The following is a 17829-nucleotide window of genomic DNA, read 5'->3' as shown; positions in this document are numbered from 1 at the left end:
CCTTTCCTATTGCCTTTACCTATTACTCTTTACCTATTGGTAAGCACCGCTGGCGTAATGAAGTTCATAGCTGTGGCTATAGATTTCTAGAATGTTGCCAAACGGGTCTTCCATGTAAATCATGCGGTAAGGCTTTTCGCCTGGGTAGTAGTAACGCGGGGCTTTCATGCGTTTCTTACCACCCGCTTCTACAATTTTCTCTGCCAAGCCTTCAACATCAGGATCTTGAACACAGAAATGGAACACGCCAGTTTTCCAGTATTCGAAGTTATTTTCAGGGTTTTCCTGATTTTTAAATTCGAAGATTTCTACACCCACACGGTCGCCCGTTGAAAGGTGCGCAATACGGAACTTATCCCAACCTGCACCAAATACGTCGGTACACATCTCGCCAATTGCTGAATCATCTTCAACAATCTCAGTGGGCTTCATAATTAAGTACCAGCCTAGTACTTCAGTATAAAATTTAACTGCGGCATCAAGGTCTGGAACCGAAATACCAATGTGTGAAAACGTACGTGGATAAGGGGTGTTAACTGCTTCAGTCATCTTTATCTCCTCGATGTAAAGTATGCACGTATATTAACTAGACAAAGCAAACACTAGAAATTATGATTAATTCTTAAATCCATAATTTAAATTTATACCATGCTAAATCCACAGTGGCTTGATACGTTCAAAGTGCTAGTAGAAACGGGGAATTTTACCCGTACCGCAGAACAACGATTTATGACGCAGCCCGGTGTGAGCCAACACATAAAAAAGTTGGAAGAAGCCTGTGGCTGTGAGTTAGTCATTCGCCTAGGTAAAGGTGTAGAGCTAACTGAACAAGGTCAACGAGTTTACGACTATGCGCAAAGCTTGAGTAAGCATGAACAGGCACTCATAGAAAGCTTAAAGTTTGATGCGCCCTACGAAGGAAAGTGTGTAATTGGTTGCTCGGGTGCGTTGGCTCAGCGTTTGTACCCTGTACTTGTTGAGCTACAGGTTGCCCATCCGAGTTTGAGTATACATTTAGAAGTTGCGCCCAACCGAACCATCCTCAATAGCATTCACGCGTCTACTCTAGAATTAGGCATCGTCACGCAACAACCTGATGAAGAGATGTTTTCGTCTGAAAAAATCGGTAGCGAATCTTTGGGGCTTATATTGCCCAAAGGTGCTCTTGGTAATTTAAGTACGAATAGTGCTGATAATACTGCAAGTAGCCAAGAAAAAGACATTGCCGATATCTTGCTATCGCTTGGGTTAATTAACCACCCCGACGCCATGCACTATCTAAAACTTTACTTTAGCCACTCGGGCGAGCAGGCCCTAATGCAATTAGATCCTAGTCGGTTGCCAAAGCGTGGTTACATTAATCAGCTGTCTCAAATTTTATTACCCGTAAGCAAAGGGCTGGGCTTTACCGTACTGCCCATTAAAGTACTTGATAGCTTTACCAACGCCACTGAAAGTTTAACGATATACCCCGCCACAAACGATGTTGCCGAACCTCTTTACTTTGTGAAAACGCCCCACCGTTCGTTGCCACTACGCTATCAAAAAATTCAGTCGTTGATTGTACAAGCGCTTGAAAGCAGTTAAGTCAGCAAAAAGCGATGTTAGCTCAACTTGCTTGTTACGCGCTCAATTCAGGGCTCGGGCTTGTCATGGCCACTTCAGATTTGTGTACAGGAACATCCACTTTACCGCTGGCAATCACCTCGCCCTGCTGCCATAGCTTCCATTCACCACGCTCGTAAATATCCCATTGTTCGTCATGAGTTAGTGGCGCAGTGGCAATGATACTCACCACATCGTTGGGTGTGGTTTCTGCAGCAAAATCAATCTCTACCTCCACGTCGCTGAGGCAAGCTGGGCCAAACGGGGCACGGCGGGTAATGCTCGCCATTTTGGTGCTACAAAATGAAAACAACCAGTCGCCATTGCTTAATAAACAATTGAATACGCCCTGCTCTGCGTAGCCTTTTGCGATATCCACCAGTGTATCGGCCAATTGTTGCGGCATCGCATCACGAGGCAAGTTCTCGCGCACCTGATTCATTAAGTCGCAGAACATGGCTTCGCTGTCGGTATCCCCAACGGCTTCATACATGCCTTCACGAGGTACAAAGTTAGGCAGCTGCCCATTGTGGGCAAACACCCAATACTTACCCCACATTTCACGGGTGAAAGGGTGGGTGTTAGCAAGGTTTATATTGCCTACATTAGCTTGGCGAATATGACAAATAGCCGTTTCGCTTTTAATCGGCAGGTGAGATACAAACTCTGCAATTTGAGACGTAGCACAGGGCTCTGGATCGTGAAAAAGGCGAATGCCCTTGCCTTCATAAAATGCCATGCCCCAGCCATCTTTGTGCGGGCCTGTCTCGCCACCACGTCGGGTGAGGCCAGTAAAGCTAAAACACAAATCAGTTGGCGTATTGGCACTCATGCCAAGCAGTTCACACACGATGTACCCTTTTTTAGAACGTTAATAATAACAGGCTTGAGCATAAACAAGCTTGGCGCGCTAAGCAACGCGCAATACGTCTAATTTACACCTATTTATTGTGTCTGTTTTGCAAGCTAGCTGGGCGATAAGGCGCATCTACACCAACATACGCTGGACCAAAGGTAGCTAAGCCCTTTGGGGTTAAAAATGCATCAGGCGCAGGCAAAATAATAACCGCTAACGATTGGCCAATTTCATAATGCGGATTGGTCACTGGCTCACCAGTATTCTCATCAATTACACAAATGAGATCTGGAATAGTCACATCCACTTCACCATCGTAGTAGCTGATTAGGTTTTCGTTCTTAACTCCTAACTTGTAGGTATGTCCTGCGTCATTCCCTTCATCATCGTCTGCGCCAGCTAAATCAACGGTTCCGACAGAAAAGCCACCTATGGTATCAAATTCAAAGGCTGTCACTTTGCCTCTAAAGGCAACAAAGCCATTGCCAACATCTGCAATCACTTTGGCAATATCCGCACCTTCCTCTTTGGCTGCCGATACCGCTTTACCTAGCGCCCACGCTTTTGAAATAGTTCCACCAATAAGGGCATGCCGAATGTCTTTTACTGGCATAGCGTGGTCGATAGCCGCTATGTCGTTGGCGCTAACTTGGCAAAGTGCACGCATAACATGCTCGGCTCTTTGGTCATCATGCAACCCTTCACACACGAAGGTTTCGCAAAAGCTGTTGGCGGCAATAACAGGCGCGGCATCCAGTCCGTTTAGATAATAGGTTGAGTGGGTTATTTCAGGTACAGCCCGCCCAGCGGGATCACCGTCAATCACCACGCCACCATTTAACGCTGCGGTATAAAATGCCACAGCTGTATTAGAACCGCCCATTTCACAGCATACCGTGCCATAAAACTTTCTATCAAAATAAGACTCTATGCGGCTATACGCGGCGCATATAGCTGGCTCAGCATTTCTGGGTAAGGCTTTGTATTCGTCGGCCTCTTTGGCCGTTAAATCGAGGGCGCCGAGCAAATAAGGCGTGCAAATCCATTCATCGTCGGGGGCTTCATCTAGTCCTACAAGCCGAAGTGGTAATCCCTTCTCTATCACTTCGTTAATTAATGCTAGGCCTTCACTCATTTCACCACCGCCCCCGGTGCCTAGCACAGTACAGCCTAGCAAAATGTCTTTCATATCTTGAAAGCTTAGTTCTTTCATAGGTTTTCTCTTTCGGTGGTGTCTTTGGTTGCGGTTGCGGGTGCAGTGCTATCGGTACTGTTCTTTACGGCGCTCTTATTAGTAAGAACTCGCATTGCGCGGGTTAAAATAAGGTAGCTGGCTAACGAAATAATTAAGGCGTCTATGGCTTCAATAGGGGTGATAAAAAGCCCTGTTTCAGCGCTGGTAAAGCTAAACAGGATACCGGTTATCCACGCGGCTATGGCGCAAATGTTAAACGCAGGAATAAAGTCACCCGCCCGGTACACAGCTTGTCGTCGAAGAATAAAAAAATCAGCGCAGTAGATAGCCGCAACAGGGGTAAACATGATAGACAAAGAGAAAAGGAATTCAGAAAAACTATCAAGCAAATTAAGTGATGACGCCACGGCTCCCATCACACCCATCGCAATAATCAGTAATTTTTGTTTGCCACCATTAATGACTGCCGCAGCCCCCAATGAGGCACTGTATAAATTCAGTACATTGGTGAGCCAGCTGGAACAAATAAGCAATACAAAGGCGGCTAGCCCCAGCCCAACCTTTACCATCAGGGCAAGAATATCGTCACTACCGAATACATTTGCGGCTAACGAAGCAGCAATGTAGACAAACGTGCTTAATAGAAAAAAGGGAATGAAAGACGCCGACCATGCATCTCGTTTTGTTCGACAAAAGCGGGCTAAGTCGGGCAGCAACACGATAGACACAATAAAGCTTCCTACCACCGCCGACACCGCCGTACCAAACCCCATCGTGGGCTCGACGGACGCCAAGCCACCTGAGGTCTCTATCGCCATCGCGCTTTTTATTAATAGGAATAGCGTAACCATTCCCATAATAGGTACCAGCCAAGTGGATAATTTTTCCATGCGCTGAAAGCCGTACAAGGTAGTAACAACAATGACAGCACTAACGCCCCACTCGATAGCACTGGTGTTAAAAGTAATACCCAAGTAATCGACCAGTAAACCGTTGGTGGCTAGCGCGAATAAGTCAAGATTAACGCCGTACCAGCCTAATAATGATAGTACGAAACAAAAAGACACAAGCTTTGCGCCCCATACCCCAAACACATGGCGTATGGTTAAAAACGATGTTAGCCGGTTAGCATGCCCTACCAGCGCGGTAACCGTACCAAAGAAAGCTAAAATTAATCCACCTACCAGAAAAGCAGCAATACTTTCCCAAAAGCCCAAAGCTTCGCCTATTTCTATCCCCGTGATCAGCCCAGGAACCGCAAAAGCCAACGCCCCGTTTATCATACCTACCGCGACGCCACTTGTTTGCGCACTTTCAGGCACAGGCTCCAGGGCGTAGTCATTAGTATCTGTTGTATTTTCAGACGTCATATTTTTGTTATCCCTGTTAAGGTCGACAAATTGCGAAATGACTAACGCATTCCAGCAATTATCGTTTGAATTTATTCACTGACGTAAAAATAACGCATACATTTAGCGCGATAAAAGTCGCTATACACGCCCAATTTTAATTCCCAATACTATTGTGCAAACTTTCCACAAAATAATATTTTGTTAATTAATAAATTTTGATAGTCTGACTAGCGAATTTAACGCTTATTACGAACTTATTGCCATTTTAAAAAATATTATTTCACGCTAGCAAGATACTTTATCTTCTATCTGACTCCTATGAAGACCCCAGCAGAAAAGCTTTTCAGCGCGAAAGACAGTCCTATATGTAGCGATACATGAATTTAAGCTAACAGAAACTACCTTATGAAAAAGATTATTCATTTAGACAGCTACAACCAAAAGATATTGGCCATATTGCATTTGCAAGCAGACCTCACCAACGTGGAATTAGCGGGCCGAGTTAACCTTTCCCCTAGCGCCTGCTTTCAGCGAGTAAAAGCATTAAAAGAAGCTGGCTACTTTCGCACCTTTCACGCTGACGTGAATATTGAAGCCATGTGCGAACATGTTTTCGCTTATGTTGAATTTACCTTGCATGACAATAGTGCCCCTTTTAAACGGCGCTTCATTGCTGCTATTCGAGAAATACCAGAGTTCATGGATTGCATGCAGATTACAGGAAAAGTGGATTATGTGTCGTTCAGTTGTTTTGCGAATATCGCCAAACTAAATGATGCCTGTACATCGCTGAGCGACAGAGAAGACCTTGGTATTAAGCGCATTGAAAATCGAATTATTCTATCAAGAGAAAAATTCTTTTTGGGCTATCCGCTGGCGCAATTAAAATGGTTGGATAAAGCAGAAATTTCTATGGGTGAATCTGCATCAGACAGGTAGCAAAGACGTATTATCGTTAAGCCACTCAGACATTGCAGCCTCATCAACGATCTCTACTTTTCCATACTGCTTACGAATTAGTGAAAGCGATACTAATTTATTCAGGGCCTTATGCGCGGTTAGCACAGTTACGCCTAATCGCTCAGCATAATCGCTTTGCCTAAGCCTTACAGCAGTAGTGTGCTGAGCCGCACTGGTTTGATAAATTAATTTCGCCAACTGTACATGAGTAGGTAAGCGTAAAATATCATCTAACCGCTCTAGGGTAGCGTGAAGCTTTATGGCAAGATTCCGCGTTAAAAATACGCCAACTTCAGGATGCGCAACCTCAAGTTTCCGAAAGCGGCTTTCATTAATTTGCAGCACATTGCAGTCGGACATTGCTTGCGCATGATGGGTTCTGGCCAACGAAGCATATAGGGTGAATTCGCCAAAGGTGTCGCCCCGCTCCATTACTGTGGTGAGTTGATAGTTACCGTCCACGCCATAATTGCCCACCTTCACTTGCCCAGCCAATACGATGGACAGCCCAGGTTTTAAATCCCCGCGATTGTGGATCATAGCGCCATTTTCGTATTCAGTTGGCGTACCAAATTGATTGCATAACGTAAGTAGTGACTCTTCCATTACAACCTGATTGAGTGCTTTTACATACGACACTTTTTCACCAAATCTATAGTTCTATATATTTACCATGTTAATGGGGTGTTAACTTTACTGCAATAAGTGGAGGTAATTATGAACTATCAAATTGCGATCATCGGAATTTTTCTATTATTTGCGTTACTGGAAGCAAAGCAAGGTAAGCTTTTTAAGAAAAGCGCAGAAGTAAGCGATGATGGAAAAGTCGAACTCATTGGCACTCTCGTACTATTTGTCGTTACGCAGCCATTAGTGCTGTTTAGCGCAGGTGCATTGATGCTGTTAGTTGTACCTCAGTATCAAGGAGCATTAAGCAACTCATCTATTTTTCTTCATATTGCATTGCTACTAATATTTGATGACATGATGCAGTATTGGTGGCACCGCCTGTCTCACTCCACACGTTTCCTATACAACCTGCACCGTGCCCATCACAACGGCAAGTACATGAGCGTGCGCATTATCTATCGCAATAACGTGTTCTATTACTTGTTGATGCCATCGCTGTGGTTTTCAGGCGCGCTCATCTATTTAGGGTTAGGCTGGACCTATGCGTTCTATCTTGTGGTTAAGCTAAGTGTGATTACCGGTGCGCATGCCGAATGGAAATGGGACAGATTTTTGTACCAAACACCGTTTCTTAACAAGCTTGCTTGGATTCTTGAAAGGACTATGTCCACGCCATCTACTCACAGTGCCCATCATGGCTTAAAAGCGGATGATGGCGTAACTAACTATAAAGGTAATTACGGAAATCTATTATTTTTCTGGGACGTGTTGTTTGGAACGGCCAAAATTACGCGAAAATACCCAGCTCAATATGGTATTGAAGGGATGTTTTACGCTAATTGGGTAGAGCAACTTGTATGGCCGCTATACAAAACGCCGCGAAAACCTAAATCGGCTAACAACTCAGCTGAGGAAACGACTAACAAGCCGTCATCTAGCCCTAAGGGCAAAGCAGATTCCGAGGGAGTATTGATATCAGAGCCTACGGTGAATAAACCTGACCCAGCCATATGAAAAGGGGCTGATGTAGGAGCAGTATCACAACTGCTCCTTACGGTTTTTAGTTGTGCTTACTCGGGAGCTTTGGGTAGATGCTCACTTACAGGCCTGCTTAAGCTTCTTCGTAAAGTGTTGCAATCCACTTCTCTTCAGAGATGAAGCTCCATGCCCACTTGTCCCATTTACTATCGAGCCCTGCTTCAGTAATTGCTTCAAGGCTCATGTCTTTTGCTTTCTGCGCTTTTACAAAGGCAAAAGTTTCTTCAATCATGGCAAGAAAGGTAGTGTATTCAGCTTTGTTACTAAGTTCTCCATGACCAGGAATGAGCACAGTATCGTCATTTATTTTAGCCAACACTTGTTTGACTGATTCTATGTAGCCTTTAACACTACCGCCAGAATTTAAGTCGATGAATGGGAATAACCCATTAAAGAATAAATCACCCGTGTGCATGATATCCGGCTGTTCAAACCATACTATGCTATCGCCATCGGTGTGCCCTGACTCAAGGTGCATAATGTGAATGGTTTCACCGTTAAAATGTAACTTAATGCCGTTTTCATAAGTGATAGCTGGTAGCGCATCTGGCGATACTTTTTCATCGTTGGCTAATCTAACGCGCACATTATCGTGGGCTAGAATAGTCGCGCCTTTGTGGCTGTGGAAAAATGCATTTGAGCCCGTATGGTCGTCGTGGTAATGGGTGTTGATCACATACTTGGGCTTATCGCTACCGAGCTCGCCAAGTGCCGTCGCAATTTTTTCAGCTAAAGGGGCGAATTGATCGTCAATAATTAGAATGCCATCGTCACCCGCAGAAACGCCGATATTACCGCCCATCCCCGTCAACATATGCACTGAGCCTTTAAGTGCTGTTGCCTCTATTTCAACCTTTTCGAAACGGTCTTGCGAAAAAGCGGCTGGAATGAAGGTGGTCGATACTAAACTTGCAGCAAGTAGAAAACTTCGGGTAAATTTGTGCGTCATTAGGGTTCCCTTAAAGAGTGCTTATTATTGGATAGATTTAAATACACTATGACCTAGTTTGTGGTTCAGATCATTTTTTCATCGTGTGGGATCTCACCAATATAAGCAAATCGAGGGACAGACTTACCTTCTACCACCACCTCTTCTTGAAACATACTTAATGGGCGTACCCACAGGGCTTTTTCGCCATAACATGGGCGATATACCACTAGGGAAGACTCGTCTTCTGAATGTGTCGCCACTTCGTAAACGTCGTAATCACTGCCTTTATAATGGCGGTATCGACCTGGGGTTTTGAGCTCTTGGGCTTTAGGTTCTGGGGTAGTCATGATAGCTCCTGCTTTTCACTTTTTTGTTAATTTGAATACGGTAGAATTCGGGCTCTGTTCATAAAGCGTCTGATAAGGTTGCTCAACTTTGGAGTTATTCACTTATCTACTCGGCTATCTACTCATCTAGGTACTCATCTATCTACTCATCTAGGTACTCATCTATCTACTCATCTAGGTACTCACCTATCTCGCACTTTACAACTCACCTTTCTAATCACCTATCTACTCACCCTCTAGGGGTAAAGGGAGTTGATGTATGGTTTGTGCCTCACCAAGACCAATGTGCAGACCAACTAAGCGTATACCACGGCCTTTAGCGCGCTCGTAAGCTTCTTGTAGTAGGGTATCAAAGTAATGCGCATTTAACGAAGGGCATCGATGCTCAACCGTGGTTAGCTGGAAGTCTTGAAATTTAAGTTTCACCCCTTGAGTGCGAATACGAACAGGTTTGCCTGTGCGCTTTTCATGCGCCTGTATGCGTTCCTGAAGCTTTTCTAGTAAGTGAGGCATAAAGTCGCGACATTCTTCTAATGAGTGAATATCGTTGCTTAGCGTGCGCTCTACGCCTATAGACTTACGCTCTCTTGATACTGATAGTTCTCGATCATCAATACCATGTGCACGCTCCCATAATACCGCGCCAAATTTACCTAATTCTTTTTGTATGCGCTCAAACGGGTAACTGCGCACATCGTTACAGGTGGCTAAGCCTAATCGTTGTAGCTTTTGCATTGTCACCTTACCGACCCCTGGAATTTTTTTAAGAGGCATGGCCCTTACAAAACTATCTAATTTATCAGGGGTAATGACGCAAATACCATTCGGCTTATTTTCATCGCTGGCCACTTTTGCTACGAACTTACAGGGCGCTACACCTGCCGATGCGGTTAACCCCAGCTCTGACTCTATTCGACTTCTAATTTCTTCTGCTATTAACGTAGCACTGCCACCGCAATATTGGCTATTAGTGACATCGAGGTAAGCTTCATCTAACGAAAGAGGTTCGATCAAATCGGTATAGTCGGCAAATATTTCGCGAATTCTTTGGGACTCTTTTACGTAAGCCTCCATGCGCCCTTTCACTAAGGTAAGGTTCGGGCAAAGCTTAAATGCGTAAGCGGTAGCCATGGCGGAACGAACACCATATTTACGGGCAGGATAATTACAGGTAGAAATAACCCCTCGATGTTGGGAGCTTCCACCAATGGCAATTGGGATATTACGTAACGCAGGGTTGTCACGCATTTCAACCGCAGCATAAAAGCAGTCCATATCTACATGGATGATTTTTCGCATGTTGTATGCTCCCAAACTGCCCCTAAGCCGCCCCTAAGTGGCTAGCTCTAGTATACAAGCCTTTAAAAAAAGGCTGTATGTAAAAACAGTATTCTAGAACATATCAGTAACGCTTACCACTATATACGATGATAGTAAGTAACTACTTTGCGCTAACTATGAATGAACGGGCAAAATAGGCGTATCGTTTTAGATAAAAAAAGCGCGGTAAGCTTACCGCCTATCGCGCTTTTATCTATGAACGGTTATTACAGTGTAGTGAATTTCAACATCTTGCAAGTCCTTGGTATGAAAGGCTCTATTTATTAGCGCCCACTGACATCACCAGGTTAACTACACCATCAGATTAAAGGATCTGATTCTGTTTCCATTCATTCAATTTCTTTTCTCTCGCTTCTTCTTTTTCCATACGAGACTTTTTGCGGTCGCAAGGCTCTGGGCAATCACATGCTTTCGCGATACCTAATGCGCCTAATCCACCGCAACTACCTGAGATAGTTTTGCGCTGCACCACGTAGCCAACAGCCATGGCGAGTACCATAGTGAGGAAGAAACCGAATGCTAAAATAAACGTAGACATAGCCTACTCCTTAATTATTTACTTCTACCAGTTTATCAAATTCTGGCGTGGCATACTCTTCAAATCCGTCTGCCGTGCGACGAATGAGGAATACAGCAAGTTGTTCTTGCTCTGCAAGGTCGATTGCACGTTGCCACCCCATAACATTGAACGCTGTGGCTAAGCCATCAGCAATCATTGAAGATGGGTTTACTACCGTAACCGATACCAAATCATGGGTTATCGGCGAGCCGGTATTCGGATCAATCAAATGAGAGTAGCGTTTACCGTCTTCTTCGTAATAGTTACGGTAATCGCCCGAAGTCGCTATAGCATTAGTACCAATAGACACCACTTTTTGGACCGCGCGTTCTGTCGTAACCGGCTTTTCAATCGCAATTAGCCATTCACTGCCATCGCCGCGTTCGCCTTTAACCCGCATTTCACCGCCAATCTCTACAAGGTAATGTTGTAAGTGATGAGCATCTAAAATCGCTGCCACTTCATCAACACCATAACCTTTAGCAATCGTTGATAAATCAACGTAAAGCATAGGATTTGCCTTCATAAGACCGGTTGGCGTTGTAGATAATTTCTCATAGCCTACATAATCTCGTACTGCATCGATATCGGCTTGGGTTGGCACTTTTTCAGGGCGTTTATTCGGACCGAACCCCCACAAATTGACCAAGGGGCCTACCGTAACATCTAGCACGCCGTCACTCAAACGAGCCAACCGGAGTGCTTCGTTAACTACCGTTAGTGTCTCTTTAGACACCTCGAAGTTATCAGAATAACGATATTGGTTAAATCGAGATAACTCAGATGTTGTGTCGTAGGTAGACATCAATTTATTAATATTAACTAGCTTTGCATCAATCTCTTCCTGCAAGCCTTCAACTTCTTTTTCACCTTCCGCAAGCACATACTTAACATTATAAGTCGTGCCCATGGTTTGGCCTTGCAGATGCGCTACTGCAAGCGGTTTGTCGCTGCAACTTGCTATCATTAGAATACTGATAGCGATAATAGCTAACGCTATACGTGCAAAAAATCGAATCACGTTTATGGTCCTTTAACTAAACAAAAAGGGGGCTCTCGCCCCCTTTCTTACCTAATGGATTTCGGATTAACCACCGAAGTCATCAAGCATTATATTTTCGTCTTCAACACCTAGTTCTTTCAACATGTTGATAACGGCTGCGTTCATCATAGGTGGTCCACACATGTAGAACTCACAATCTTCTGGCGCAGGGTGGTCTTTCAAATAGTTCTCAAGAAGAACTTGGTGAATGAACCCAGTATAACCTTCCCAGTTGTCCTCAGGCTGAGGATCTGAAAGGGCTACATGCCATTTGAAGTTATCGTTTTCTGCAGCTAACTCATCGAAGTCTTCTGTATAGAACATTTCACGAAGTGAACGTGCACCGTACCAGAAGCTCATCTTACGATCTGTTTTTAAGCGACGAAGTTGGTCGAAGATATGAGAACGCATTGGCGCCATACCAGCTCCACCACCGACGAATACCATTTCGTTTTCAGTTTCTTTTGCAAAGAATTCACCGAATGGACCAGAAATAGTGGCTTTGTCGCCTTCTTTAAGGCTCCAGATGTACGATGACATTTTACCAGCAGGTAGACTTAGGTTATTAGGTGGCGGCGTAGCAATACGCACGTTCAACATAATAATGCCTTCTTCTTCTGGGTAGTTAGCCATTGAGTAAGCACGAATAGTTTCTTCATCTACCTTAGATTCGATATCGAAGAAACCAAAGCGTTCCCAATCACCACGATACTCATCAGGGATTTCAAACTCTTTGTACTTAACATGATGCGCAGGGGCTTCAATTTGAATGTAACCACCAGCACGGAAAGGTACGCTTTCACCGTTAGGAATTTGAAGCTTAAGTTCTTTGATGAAGGTGGCTTTGTTGTCGTTAGAAATAACTTCACAATCCCACTTTTTAACACCAAATACTGACTCTTCAAGTTCGATTTCCATGTCTTGCTTAATCGCAACCTGACATGACAAACGACAGCCTTCACGGGCTTCACCTTTAGTGATGTGATCAAGTTCAGTTGGAAGAATTTCACCACCACCTGAATGCACGTCTACACGGCACTGGCCACATGAACCACCGCCACCACATGCTGAAGATACGAAGTATCCTGCATCTGCTAGTGCGCCAAGAAGCTTGCCGCCTGGCTCAGTTTTAATTGCTTTGTCTGGGTCGCCATTAATGGTGATAGTTACATCACCGCTAGGTACCAGCTTCGACTTAGCAAACATGATGATAAATACTAGCGCCAATACAATGGCAATAAACATGCCGACGCCTAGGAAAATTTCTACTTGATTCATTTATATGCTCCCGAGCTCGATTACAGCTGAATACCAGTGAATGACTGGAAGCCAAGTGCCATAAGACCCGCAATCATGAACACAGAGCCCAGACCACGAATACCATCAGGCATATCGGCATATTTAAGCTTTTCACGTACAGCGGCCAAAAGCACAATTGCGATTGCCCAACCCATACCACTTCCTACGCCGTAAACGACACTTTCGGTCAAGTTGTATTCACGTTGTACCGCGAATGCCACACCACCGAAGATAGCGCAGTTAACCGTAATTAGCGGAAGGAAAATACCAAGCGCGTTATAAAGCGCAGGGAAAAACTTATCTAAGCTCATTTCCAAAATTTGAACCAATGCCGCGATAACGCCGATAAAGGTTAAGAAATTCAGGAAGCTTAAATCTGCATCAGGGAAACCAGCCCACGCTAGTGCACCTGGTGCAAGGATGTTCACATAAATGATTTGGTTAACCGGTACAGAAATACCCAGTACTACGATTACCGCAACACCAAGACCCATAGCAGTTTTAACTTTCTTCGATACCGCCAAGAAGGTACACATACCTAAGAAAAGTGATAACGCCATGTTCTCAACAAAAATTGAGCGAACAAATAACGACAAATAATGTTCCATGACTTACTCCTTAGGCTCTACTTGCTCGGGACGAAGGGTACGGATAACCCAAATCATACCGCCGATTAAGAAGAATGAGCTAAATGGTAGGATTAACAAACCATTACCCTGATACCAACCACCGTTTTGAACTAGTGGAAGAATTTCGAAGTTCAGAATAGTACCGAAACCGAATAGCTCTTTAATTGTACCAATAACAATAAGTACAAATGAGTAACCTAAACCGTTACCAATACCATCTAAAAAGCTCATCAGAGGTGGGCTCTTCATTGCATAGGCTTCAGCACGACCCATTACGATACAGTTAGTAATAATCAAACCAACGAATACCGACAGCTGCTTCGAAATTTCGTACGAATAAGCCTTCAATATTTGGTCAACTACGATTACCAACGACGCGATGATAGTCATTTGGATGATAATACGAACGCTTGATGGTATCTGGTTACGAATCATTGAAATAAACAAGTTCGAAAACGCTACAACCGTGGTTAGCGCTAAAGACATTACCAAGGCTGTTTCTAGCTTAGTGGTAATAGCCAGTGCTGAACAAATACCCAGAACCTGTAAGGCGATAGGGTTGTTGTCCATAATTGGCCCAAAGAGGGCCTTTTTCATTTCTTTAGTATCTGCCATGAGACTCCCCTTATGAACGCCATGCCTGAGTCTTCAGGAACTGGCCGAAGCCTTGCTCGCCTACCCAGTATTGAATCGTGTTTTCAACACCTTTACTGGTTAGGGTAGCACCTGAAAGCGCATCAATAGTGTGTGGATTGCTTGGGTTTGCATTTTTAACTACGCGGATAGCCACTTCGCCATCTTCAAATAGTTTCTTTCCATCCCATTTGTCCTGCCACGCTGGGTTTTGCACTTCGCCACCAAGTCCTGGTGTTTCTTTTTGTTGATAGTAAATCAACTCACGAACTGTTTCGCCATCGGCGTCAAGGGCAAGAAAACCGTACATAAGATCCCACAAACCACTACCGTGAACGGGTAAGATAATGCGAGATACATCGCCAGCTTCGTCACGTACCAAATAAACACTGGCAACATTAGGGCGACGTTGGAAGCCAACGTTGCTGCTAGTCACTTTTGTGCTGTACTCAGTTTGCTTAGCGGCTTTATACATATCGTAATCTGGTTCTGGTGCTTCTACAAACTCACCGCTTTCCAAATCAACATAGCGAGATTCAATCTTTTCGCTATATGTACTTTCGATTGTTTTACCTGTCATGCCTGCTTCGTAAAGCCCTGCTGCGTTCAAAATGTTGCTCTTTTTATCAAGCGACGCATTAGTTTGTTGTAATGAGCGCAAGCCTACAGCTGCGCCAGATACAACAATTGAACACACAAGACAAACGGCAACTACAACGCCAATCGTTTTTCCTAAAGATTCTTTTTTAGCCGACACGAGCTACCCTCCGCTTGATATTACTTTGTGCGACGAAATAGTCGAACAGTGGCGCCCAAAGGTTGGCAAAAAGAATGGCCAACATTACACCTTCTGGGAAGGCTGGGTTTAGCACACGTACAAGTACTGTCATAAAGCCGATGAAAATACCGTATGCCCACTTACCTTGGTTGGTAAACGATGCAGACACAGGGTCTGTGGCCATAAAGAACATACCAAAGGCAAGACCACCAATAACAAAGTGCCAATGTGCAGGCATAGCAAACATGTAGTTGGTATCACTACCAATCATATTCAGCAAGGTGGCAAACACGGCTACCCCAATTGCTACACCAGCAACAATTCGCCAGCTTGCAATACGCATGTACATAATGAACAAGCCACCAATTAAGATAGCTAATGCAGAAACTTCACCCGCAGAACCTGCGATAGTTCCGAAGAAGCTGTCAAACCAAAGGTCCATATTAGCGTAATCAAGTGCGCCTGAAGCCGCTTGGCTTAATGATGTTGCACCTGAGTACCCATCAGCAGCAACCCAAACTTGGTCACCAGAGATTTGTGCAGGATAGGCGAAGTATAAGAACGCACGACCAGACAATGCAGGGTTAAGGAAGTTACGGCCAGTTCCGCCGAAGACTTCTTTAGCGATAACCACACCAAAGGTAATACCTAATGCAACCTGCCAAAGCGGGATAGTTGCTGGTAACGTTAATGCGAAAAGTACCGAGGTTACGAAGAAACCTTCGTTAACTTCGTGCTTACGTACAGAAGCAAATAGTACTTCCCAGAAGCCACCAACAATAAAGGTAACTGCATAGATAGGTAACCAGAAGCAGGCACCATAGAAGAATAGCCCTAACAAACCTGAGTTTGCTAAGTCTCCACCTAAGGCAGTGAATAACCCTGCTTGCCATGTGTCAGGCAGTGTACCGGCACCAGCGGCAATAGCTTCTTGCGCTTGGAAACCAATGTTATACATACCGAAGAACATTGCTGGGAATGTTGCTAACCACACCAAAATCATGATGCGTTTAAGGTCGATGCTGTCACGCACGTGCGTGTTAGCTTTATTTACTTTACCAGGAGTGTAGAAAATTGTTGCCGCTGCTTCATACAGTGCATACCATTTTTCGTGCTTTCCACCTGGCTCAAAATTTGGTTCAATCTTTTCTAAATACGCTTTTAAACCCATGACTAACCCTCTTTCTCAATCGTGGTCAAACAGTCGCGTAAAATCGGGCCGTAGTTGTATTTGCCAGGGCATACATAGGTACACAATGCCAAATCTTCTTCGTCCAACTCTAAACAACCCAATGTCTGAGCACTGTCACAATCACCAGAAATCAGATCTCTAAGCAAAAGCGTAGGGATGATATCTAGGGGCATAACGCGTTCGTAATTACCAATTGGCACCATAGAGCGCTCAGAGCCATTGGTTGTTGTTGTCATATCAAACTTCTTGCTGCCACCTAAGTGACCAAGATAAGCGCGCGTGACGGAATGCTTGTCTGAACCAGGCGTGATCCAACCAAGGAATTTCTTCTCGCGACCTTCTTTAAGCAGTGATACTTGGGTGTGGAAACGACCTAGGAAGCCGTGAACACCTTGTGCGGTTACGCCGTTTAATACAGAACCTGAAACCACACGTACGTCACCGTCTTGTTGTTCGTTTGCTAGCAACTCTTCTAAATCAGCACCGATAGTGGTACGAACTAGACGAGGATTTTTAGCAGATGGACCACCAATAGCAATAACACGACGGGCATCTAGCTCACCCGTAGTAAGCAACGCGCCAAAGGCCATTACATCTTGGTAGCTAATGTGCCAAACCGTTTTATTCAAACCAGCAGAATCCAAATAATGGATATGTGTACCTGCTAAGCCGGCTGGGTGTGGTCCTCCGAATTCTTCTACGTCTACTGCGGCATCGCCAGTGGCTACTGATGAGCCTGGAGCTTTACAAACGTAAACTTTGCCGCCACTTAACTGCGTTAACGCTTTTAAGCCGTTTACGAAGTCATCGTTGCGCTCAGCAATAATCACCGCTGGGTCCGCGGCTAGCGGATTGGTGTCCATTGCTGTAACAAAGATTGAATTTGGTACCGAGTCAAGGGCTGGAGATTTGCTAAATGGACGCGTACGTAACGCTGTCCACATACCTGACTCAACTAGGATTGATTGGAGTTGCTCCCGCTCAGTACTCGCGATTTTGTCTGCAGCAATTTTATCAAAGCTAACAGCATCACTGCCATTAACCTTAACCACTACTGATTGCAATACACGCCTTGCACCACGGTTTACCTCTACCACTTCACCCGCAGCTGGAGCAGTGAACTTAACGCCAGGATTCTTTTTGTCTTCAAAAAGCATCTGGCCTTTTTTCACTACATCGCCAACTTGGACGTGCATGGTAGGACGCATACCCACATATTCTTCTCCCAGAATGGCAACGCGTGAAACAGCAGACCCTTCAGCGATCTCCTGCTTCGGCGCTCCCTCTATTGGGAGGTCGAGACCTTTCTTGATTTTTATCATATGTAATCGCACTACTCTAATAGAAATACTCTTTTGCATGACCGCAGACAATCCTGCTTATCAGCATGCAAAAGCGTACTATTGTTAAGGTGTAGAACACCTTTAATATTTAGATTGACG

Annotated in this window: 19 protein-coding genes; 3 read left to right on the top strand and 16 right to left on the bottom strand. The window is 44.6% G+C overall.

Going from position 1 to position 17829, the window contains the following annotated elements; all coding sequences use genetic code 11:
* Window positions 1-33: 33 nt before the first annotated feature.
* A complete protein-coding gene (locus tag J5X92_RS17135) occupies window positions 34-549 on the bottom strand; it encodes a lactoylglutathione lyase family protein (RefSeq protein WP_013782605.1) in 516 nt (171 codons plus the stop codon).
* A gap of 99 nt (window positions 550-648) precedes the next feature.
* Between J5X92_RS17135 and J5X92_RS17130 the strand changes: the two genes are divergently transcribed.
* Window positions 649-1587 (top strand): LysR family transcriptional regulator, encoded by a 939-nt coding sequence (locus J5X92_RS17130; RefSeq protein ID WP_126872842.1) that lies wholly within the window; start codon window positions 649-651, stop codon window positions 1585-1587.
* Window positions 1588-1621: 34 nt separating this feature from the next.
* On the opposite strand, the gene J5X92_RS17125 is transcribed toward J5X92_RS17130, so the two are convergent.
* From J5X92_RS17125 to J5X92_RS17115, 3 genes are all read right to left on the bottom strand, one after another.
* Complete coding sequence (locus J5X92_RS17125; protein ID WP_126872843.1) at window positions 1622-2455, bottom strand: class II glutamine amidotransferase; 834 nt, start codon at window positions 2453-2455, stop codon at window positions 1622-1624.
* A gap of 91 nt (window positions 2456-2546) precedes the next feature.
* Window positions 2547-3674, bottom strand: coding sequence for a DUF917 domain-containing protein (locus J5X92_RS17120; protein ID WP_126872844.1), 1128 nt, complete (start codon window positions 3672-3674; stop codon window positions 2547-2549).
* Complete coding sequence (locus J5X92_RS17115; RefSeq protein ID WP_208806177.1) at window positions 3671-5026, bottom strand: cytosine permease; 1356 nt, start codon at window positions 5024-5026, stop codon at window positions 3671-3673. Before J5X92_RS17115 ends, J5X92_RS17120 begins: the two co-directional genes overlap by 4 nt.
* 387 nt (window positions 5027-5413) lie before the next feature.
* Here J5X92_RS17115 and J5X92_RS17110 point away from each other — a divergent pair, with 387 nt between their 5' ends.
* Window positions 5414-5947, top strand: a complete 534-nt coding sequence (locus J5X92_RS17110) for an Lrp/AsnC family transcriptional regulator (protein WP_208806176.1) — start codon at window positions 5414-5416, stop codon at window positions 5945-5947.
* Here the strand turns inward: J5X92_RS17110 and J5X92_RS17105 are convergent.
* The gene (locus tag J5X92_RS17105) at window positions 5936-6607 is read right to left on the bottom strand and encodes a Crp/Fnr family transcriptional regulator (RefSeq protein ID WP_208806175.1); all 672 of its coding nucleotides are present in this window, start codon (window positions 6605-6607) and stop codon (window positions 5936-5938) included. The genes J5X92_RS17110 and J5X92_RS17105 overlap by 12 nt on opposite strands.
* Before the next feature lie 78 nt (window positions 6608-6685).
* Here J5X92_RS17105 and J5X92_RS17100 point away from each other — a divergent pair, with 78 nt between their 5' ends.
* Window positions 6686-7612: a sterol desaturase family protein gene (locus tag J5X92_RS17100; RefSeq protein ID WP_208806174.1), complete on the top strand. Its 927-nt coding sequence runs from the start codon at window positions 6686-6688 to the stop codon at window positions 7610-7612.
* A 97-nt stretch (window positions 7613-7709) separates the two neighbouring features.
* Here the strand turns inward: J5X92_RS17100 and J5X92_RS17095 are convergent, their stop codons facing one another.
* From J5X92_RS17095 to J5X92_RS17045, 11 genes are all read right to left on the bottom strand, one after another.
* Complete coding sequence (locus tag J5X92_RS17095) at window positions 7710-8585, bottom strand: MBL fold metallo-hydrolase (RefSeq protein WP_208806173.1); 876 nt, start codon at window positions 8583-8585, stop codon at window positions 7710-7712.
* Between the two features lie 65 nt (window positions 8586-8650).
* Window positions 8651-8914, bottom strand: a complete 264-nt coding sequence (locus tag J5X92_RS17090) for a DUF1653 domain-containing protein (protein WP_208806172.1) — start codon at window positions 8912-8914, stop codon at window positions 8651-8653.
* 225 nt (window positions 8915-9139) lie between these two features.
* A complete protein-coding gene (gene dinB / locus J5X92_RS17085) occupies window positions 9140-10213 on the bottom strand; it encodes a DNA polymerase IV (protein ID WP_208806171.1) in 1074 nt (357 codons plus the stop codon).
* A gap of 346 nt (window positions 10214-10559) precedes the next feature.
* On the bottom strand, window positions 10560-10793 hold the full coding sequence (gene nqrM / locus J5X92_RS17080; protein ID WP_126872852.1) for a (Na+)-NQR maturation NqrM: 234 nt from the start codon (window positions 10791-10793) through the stop codon (window positions 10560-10562).
* A gap of 10 nt (window positions 10794-10803) precedes the next feature.
* Window positions 10804-11835: an FAD:protein FMN transferase gene (locus tag J5X92_RS17075; RefSeq protein ID WP_126872853.1), complete on the bottom strand. Its 1032-nt coding sequence runs from the start codon at window positions 11833-11835 to the stop codon at window positions 10804-10806.
* A 66-nt stretch (window positions 11836-11901) separates the two neighbouring features.
* The gene (gene nqrF, locus J5X92_RS17070; protein WP_126872854.1) at window positions 11902-13134 is read right to left on the bottom strand and encodes an NADH:ubiquinone reductase (Na(+)-transporting) subunit F; all 1233 of its coding nucleotides are present in this window, start codon (window positions 13132-13134) and stop codon (window positions 11902-11904) included.
* A gap of 20 nt (window positions 13135-13154) precedes the next feature.
* Entirely contained in the window at window positions 13155-13763 is a 609-nt protein-coding gene (nqrE, locus tag J5X92_RS17065; RefSeq protein ID WP_013782594.1) for an NADH:ubiquinone reductase (Na(+)-transporting) subunit E, read from the bottom strand.
* Between the two features lie 3 nt (window positions 13764-13766).
* Window positions 13767-14399 (bottom strand): NADH:ubiquinone reductase (Na(+)-transporting) subunit D, encoded by a 633-nt coding sequence (locus J5X92_RS17060; protein ID WP_126872855.1) that lies wholly within the window; start codon window positions 14397-14399, stop codon window positions 13767-13769.
* A 10-nt stretch (window positions 14400-14409) separates the two neighbouring features.
* Window positions 14410-15174 (bottom strand): Na(+)-translocating NADH-quinone reductase subunit C, encoded by a 765-nt coding sequence (locus J5X92_RS17055; RefSeq protein WP_126872856.1) that lies wholly within the window; start codon window positions 15172-15174, stop codon window positions 14410-14412.
* Window positions 15164-16366 (bottom strand): NADH:ubiquinone reductase (Na(+)-transporting) subunit B, encoded by a 1203-nt coding sequence (locus tag J5X92_RS17050; protein WP_126872857.1) that lies wholly within the window; start codon window positions 16364-16366, stop codon window positions 15164-15166. The genes J5X92_RS17055 and J5X92_RS17050 overlap by 11 nt, the downstream gene beginning before the upstream one ends.
* Window positions 16367-16368: 2 nt before the next feature.
* Window positions 16369-17709 (bottom strand): Na(+)-translocating NADH-quinone reductase subunit A, encoded by a 1341-nt coding sequence (locus tag J5X92_RS17045; protein WP_013782590.1) that lies wholly within the window; start codon window positions 17707-17709, stop codon window positions 16369-16371.
* Window positions 17710-17829 lie beyond the last annotated feature (120 nt).

The sequence above is a fragment of the Alteromonas sp. K632G genome, from assembly GCF_017653625.1.
GTDB lineage: Bacteria > Pseudomonadota > Gammaproteobacteria > Enterobacterales > Alteromonadaceae > Alteromonas > Alteromonas naphthalenivorans.
This window is presented reverse-complemented; position numbering and strand designations above follow the sequence as displayed.

Bases quoted from the DNA above. Each gene is read 5' to 3' on its own strand.
- J5X92_RS17110 (WP_208806176.1), top strand. From the start codon at position 5,414: ATGAAAAAGATTATTCATTTAGACAGCTACAACCAAAAGATATTGGCC.
- dinB (WP_208806171.1), bottom strand. From the start codon at position 10,213: ATGCGAAAAATCATCCATGTAGATATGGACTGCTTTTATGCTGCGGTT.
- J5X92_RS17130 (WP_126872842.1), top strand. From the start codon at position 649: ATGCTAAATCCACAGTGGCTTGATACGTTCAAAGTGCTAGTAGAAACG.
- nqrM (WP_126872852.1), bottom strand. From the start codon at position 10,793: ATGTCTACGTTTATTTTAGCATTCGGTTTCTTCCTCACTATGGTACTC.
- J5X92_RS17135 (WP_013782605.1), bottom strand. From the start codon at position 549: ATGACTGAAGCAGTTAACACCCCTTATCCACGTACGTTTTCACACATT.
- J5X92_RS17090 (WP_208806172.1), bottom strand. From the start codon at position 8,914: ATGACTACCCCAGAACCTAAAGCCCAAGAGCTCAAAACCCCAGGTCGA.
- J5X92_RS17050 (WP_126872857.1), bottom strand. From the start codon at position 16,366: ATGGGTTTAAAAGCGTATTTAGAAAAGATTGAACCAAATTTTGAGCCA.
- nqrF (WP_126872854.1), bottom strand. From the start codon at position 13,134: ATGAATCAAGTAGAAATTTTCCTAGGCGTCGGCATGTTTATTGCCATT.
- J5X92_RS17115 (WP_208806177.1), bottom strand. From the start codon at position 5,026: ATGACGTCTGAAAATACAACAGATACTAATGACTACGCCCTGGAGCCT.
- J5X92_RS17095 (WP_208806173.1), bottom strand. From the start codon at position 8,585: ATGACGCACAAATTTACCCGAAGTTTTCTACTTGCTGCAAGTTTAGTA.
- nqrE (WP_013782594.1), bottom strand. From the start codon at position 13,763: ATGGAACATTATTTGTCGTTATTTGTTCGCTCAATTTTTGTTGAGAAC.
- J5X92_RS17060 (WP_126872855.1), bottom strand. From the start codon at position 14,399: ATGGCAGATACTAAAGAAATGAAAAAGGCCCTCTTTGGGCCAATTATG.
- J5X92_RS17100 (WP_208806174.1), top strand. From the start codon at position 6,686: ATGAACTATCAAATTGCGATCATCGGAATTTTTCTATTATTTGCGTTA.
- J5X92_RS17045 (WP_013782590.1), bottom strand. From the start codon at position 17,709: ATGATAAAAATCAAGAAAGGTCTCGACCTCCCAATAGAGGGAGCGCCG.
- J5X92_RS17120 (WP_126872844.1), bottom strand. From the start codon at position 3,674: ATGAAAGAACTAAGCTTTCAAGATATGAAAGACATTTTGCTAGGCTGT.